Annotated in this window: 1 protein-coding gene; it reads right to left on the bottom strand. The window is 75.1% G+C overall.

Translation table 11 applies throughout. The features are described from left to right. On the bottom strand, nt 1-4,776 hold a 4,776-nt coding region (locus AB0H32_RS46880; protein ID WP_361135411.1), incomplete at its 3' end, for an SDR family oxidoreductase. Between the last annotated feature and the right edge of the window lie 42 nt (nt 4,777-4,818).

Here is a 4,818-nt window from a genome sequence, read left to right as displayed (position 1 = left end):
GTACGTCGGCAGCTCCACCCGGTCCGCGGCAGGCAGCACCGCAGTCCACTCCACCTGGGCACCGTGTACGAACGCCTCGGCCAGCGACGTGATCAGCCTCGTCGCGCCACCGTCGTCGCGGCGCAGCGTCCCGCAGACGGCACCGGCCGTCGTACCGGGGCCGGCTTCCTGCGCGACCTCTTCCAGCGTCTCGTTCATCGCACCCAGCAGCACGGGATGCGGGGTGACTTCGAGGAACACCTGGTGGCCCTGCTCGGCGAGGACCCGCACGGCACGGTCGAAGCGGACCGGCGCCCGCAGGCTCGCGTACCAGTACTGAGCATCCAGCTCGGGGCCGGACAGGACCTCACCCGTCATCGCGGAGACCATCGGCACCCGGCCCTGACGCGGAGCGATCCCCGCCAGCACCGAGACGATCTCCGTCTCCAGGCGGTCCACCTGGGCGGAGTGCGAGGCGTAGTCGACGGCGATCATCCGCGCCCGGACGTCCTCGGCCTCCAGCTCCGCCCGCAACTCCTCAAGCGCCCCCGGCTCACCGGACACCACGACCGCGGCAGGACCGTTCACAGCCGCCAACGAGAGCCGTCCATGCCAGTGCGGGAGGCGTTCCTCGACCGCTGTTGCCGAAAGGGATATCGAGAGCATTCCGCCGGCACCGGCCAGCACCTTCAGTGATTGCGAGCGCAACGCCACCACCTTGGCGGCGTCCTCCAGGCTCAGCATGCCGGCGACCGTCGCCGCGGCGATCTCGCCCTGCGAGTGGCCCACCACCGCGTCCGGGCTCACGCCTGCGGCCTCCCAGACCGCCGCCAGCGACACCATCACCGCCCACAGCACCGGCTGGACGACGTCCGCCGCCTCCATCACGGGCGCACCCGGCGCACCGGCGAGGACGTCGCCCAGCGACCACTCCGCATACGGGGCTAGCGCCCGCTCGCACTCGGCCAGCCGTGCCGCGAACACCGGGCTGACGTGGGCGAGTTCACGCCCCATGCCGACCCACTGCGAACCCTGACCGGCGAAGGCGAACGCCACCCGTGCGCCGGGCCTGGCCGCGCCCGAGACGACCGAACCGGCGGGGATGCCCGCGGCCAGACTCTCCAGGCCGGCGACCAGCTCGCCGCGGTCACCGCCGACGACGACGGCCCGGTGCTCGAACTTCGACCGCGTCGCCGCCAGCGACCAGGCCACGGCCGCCGGGTCCAGCTCCGGCCACGCCGCGACCCATTCGCTCAACCGGTCCGCCTGCGCCGCCAGGCCCTCCGCCGAGCGGCCCGACACCAGCCATGCGCTGACCGGGCCGGGCTCGACCACCACGGGGGATGCCGGTATCCCGCTGCCCGCCGTGTGCTCGGGAGCCCCGGTCCCGGCAGGCTCGGGAGCCTCTTCGAGGATGAGGTGGGCGTTGGTGCCGCTCATGCCGAACGAGGACACGCCCGCCCGCCGTACCCGCTCGTTCGCCGGCCACGGCACCGGCTCCGACAGCAGTCGCACCCGGCCGCCGGACCAGTCCACGTGCGGCGAGGGCTCACCCGCGTGCAGCGTCCGCGGCAACTCGCCGTGCTGCAGGGCCAGCACCATCTTGATCACACCGGCCACACCGGCCGCGGCCTGCGTGTGCCCGATGTTCGACTTCACCGCGCCCAGCCACAGCGGCCGCCCCTCCGGCCGCTCCTGGCCATAGGTGGCGAGCAGGGCCTGGGCCTCGATCGGGTCACCGAGCGTGGTGCCCGTACCGTGCGCCTCGACCACGTCCACGTCGGCGGCCGACAGGCGGGCGTTGGCCAGCGCGGCGCGGATCACCCGCTGCTGGGACGGGCCGTTGGGCGCCGTGAGACCGTTGGACGCACCGTCCTGGTTGACCGCACTGCCCCTCACCACCGCCAGAACCGGATGCCCGTTGCGCCGGGCGTCGGACAGCCGCTCCACCACGAGCATGCCCACGCCCTCGGCCCAGCCCGTGCCGTCCGCGTCCGCGGAGAACGCGCGGCACCGGCCGTCCACCGACAGCCCCTGCTGCCGGGAGAAGTCGATGAAGATCCCCGGGGTCGCCAGTACCGTCGCGCCGCCGGCCAGGGCGAGCGAGCACTCGCCGGACCGCAGCGCCTGCGCGGCCAGGTGAAGGGCGACGAGGGAGGAGGAGCACGCCGTGTCCACCGTCACCGCCGGGCCCTCCAGACCCAGCGCGTACGACACCCGGCCGGACAGCACGCTGGTGGCGTTACCCGTCAGCAGGTGTCCCTCGACCCCGGACGCACCCTTGCCCGCGAGGGTCATGCCGAGGCTGTAGCCGGACGCGAAGCCGCCCGCGAACACACCGGTCGCGCTGCCGCGCAGCGCCGCCGGGTCGATCCCGGCCCGCTCCAGCGCCTCCCACGACGTCTCCAGCAGCAGCCGCTGCTGCGGGTCCATCGCCAGCGCCTCACGCGGACTGATCCCGAAGAACCCGGCGTCGAAGTCCGCCACGTCCTGCAGGAACGCACCCGCTTGCGTGTACGAGGTCCCCTCGCTCTCGCGATCCGGGTCGTAGACGCTGTCCAGGTCCCAGCCGCGGTCGGTCGGGAAGGCGCCGACGGCGTCGCCGCCCGCTGCCAGCAGGTTCCAGAACTCCTCCGGGCTGCCCGCGCCGCCCGGCAGGCGGCACGCCATGCCGACGATCGCCAACGGCTCGTCCGCGACCGCGGCAGCCGCGACGACCGGCGCCGCACCGGCATCGGCCGGATCCCCCGTCAGCTCTCCGCGCAGGAACTCGGCCAGAGCGAACGGAGTCGGGTAGTCGAACACCAGCGTGGCCGACAGCCGAACCCCGGTGACCGCGTTCAGCCGGTTCCGCAGCTCCACCGCCGTCAGCGAGTCGAAGCCCAGGTCCTTGAACGCCCGCCGGTCCTCCACGGCCTCCGCCGAGGCGTGGCCCAGCACCGCGGCCGCCTCGGCCCGCACCACGTCGGTGAGCAACCGCTCCTGCTCGGCCCGGCCGAGTCCCGCCAGTCGCCGTGCCAACTCGCCCTCGCCGCGCACCACGTCGCCGGTGGAAGGGGCCTCGGCGGCGAGCCGGCGCATCTCCGGCAGGTCCCGGAGCAGCGCCGTCCTGCGCAGGTCCGCCGCGCCGGGCGCCGCGGCCAGCCGGGCCCAGTCGACGTCCATCACGGTGACGGCGGTGTCCGGGCCGGCCAGGGCCTCGCCCAGTGCGCGGACCGCGAGCTGCGGGTCCATCGCCGGCATCGCACCGCGCCCGACCCGTGCGCGCACCGCGTCGCTGGTGTCGGCGAAGCCGCCGCCCGCCCAGGCGCCCCAGGACACCGTGAGCGCGGTCAGCCCCCGGGCGCGCCGGTTCTCCGCCAGGGCGTCCAGGAAGGCGTTCGCCGCGGCGTAGTTGCCCTGTCCGGCCGTACCCAGCGTGGACGCGGCGGACGAGAACAGGACGAAGGCGTCGAGGTCCAGGTCCGCGGTCACCTCGTCCAGGAGGGCCGCGCCCGCGGCCTTGGCGCCCAGCGCCGTCGCCAGCCGCGGGGCCGACAACCGGTCCACCACGCCGTCGTCCAGGACACCCGCCGTGTGCATCACCACGGACAGGGCGGGGCCGCTCGTCCCCGTCCACGCCACCAGAGCGGACAGGTCCGCGCGGTCGCACACATCGCAGGCGGCCACGTCGACGCGGGTGCCCTGCGCGGCCAGTTCGGCGGCCAGCGCGGCCACGCCCTGCGCGCCGGGCCCGGAACGGCTGGTCAGCACCAGCCGCGGTGCGCCCTGCTCGGCCAGCCACCGCGCGACATGGCTCGCAACGGCGCCGGTTCCGCCGGTGATCAGCGCACTTCCGCGCGGCATCCACGGCAGGGCGTTGCCGCGGGGCTGTGGGGCATGGGTCAGCCGTCGGCCGAGGATCCCGGCCGGGCGGATCGCGACCTGGTCCTCACCACAGCCGGCCAGGACCGCCACCAGCCGGGCACCGGCCCGCTCGTCGAGGACGGCGGGCAGGTCGACCAACCCGCCCCACCGGTCCGGGTGTTCCAGCGCCACCACCCGGCCGAGGCCCCACACCTGCGCCTGCACCGGGCTGCTCGGCACCTCGCCCGGACCGCCCGCGACCGCGCCACGGGTGAGCACCCACAGCGGCCCGGCCACCCCCGTGTCGCCGAGGGCCTGCACCAGGCCCAGCGTCGCGGCCAGACCGGCGGCCACCACGGGGTGCGCCCCCAGCGGCGTTTCGTCGAGAGCGAGCAGTGACAGCACACCCGAGACCCCGGCAGGGTCCGCGCCCTGCAGTGCGGCACCGAGTACGGCGGCCATCTCGGCCCGGTCCACGGCCGCAGCCGGGACCCCGACCACCACGACCTCGGCCCCGCGAGCGGCCAAAGCCGCCGCACACCGCCGCGCCGCGTCGTCCTCGGCCGGTACGGCGGGGGCCACCAGCAGCCAAGTCCCGGACAGAAGACGGGAGTCGGGATCGCTCACCGGCGCCCAGGTCACCCGATAGCGCCAGCCCGCGGTCACGGACCGGTCCCGCTCGCTGCGCCGCCACGACGCAAGCGCCGGCAGCACCTCACTGAACGGACGACCGCCGTCCACCGCCAGCGTGTCGGCGAGCCGTGTCAGGTCCCCGCCCTCGACGGCCGCCCAGAACTGGGCCTCCGCCACCGTTCCGACGCCGTCGCCGCCCGCGACCGGGCCCGGCGCCGGCAGGGCCAGCACGCCTTCGGGCCAGTAGCGCTCGTGCCGGAAGGCATACGTCGGCAGCTCGACACGGTCCGCCTTCGGCACCACGGCAGCCCACTGCACGGCCACACCGTGCACGAACGCCCGCGCCAGACCCGCCACCAA

The organism is Streptomyces sp. NPDC020362 (assembly GCF_040642095.1).
Taxonomy (GTDB): Bacteria; Actinomycetota; Actinomycetes; order Streptomycetales; family Streptomycetaceae; genus Streptomyces.
The sequence above is the reverse complement of the archived record's forward strand: the minus strand, read 5'-3'. Positions and strand labels throughout refer to the sequence as shown.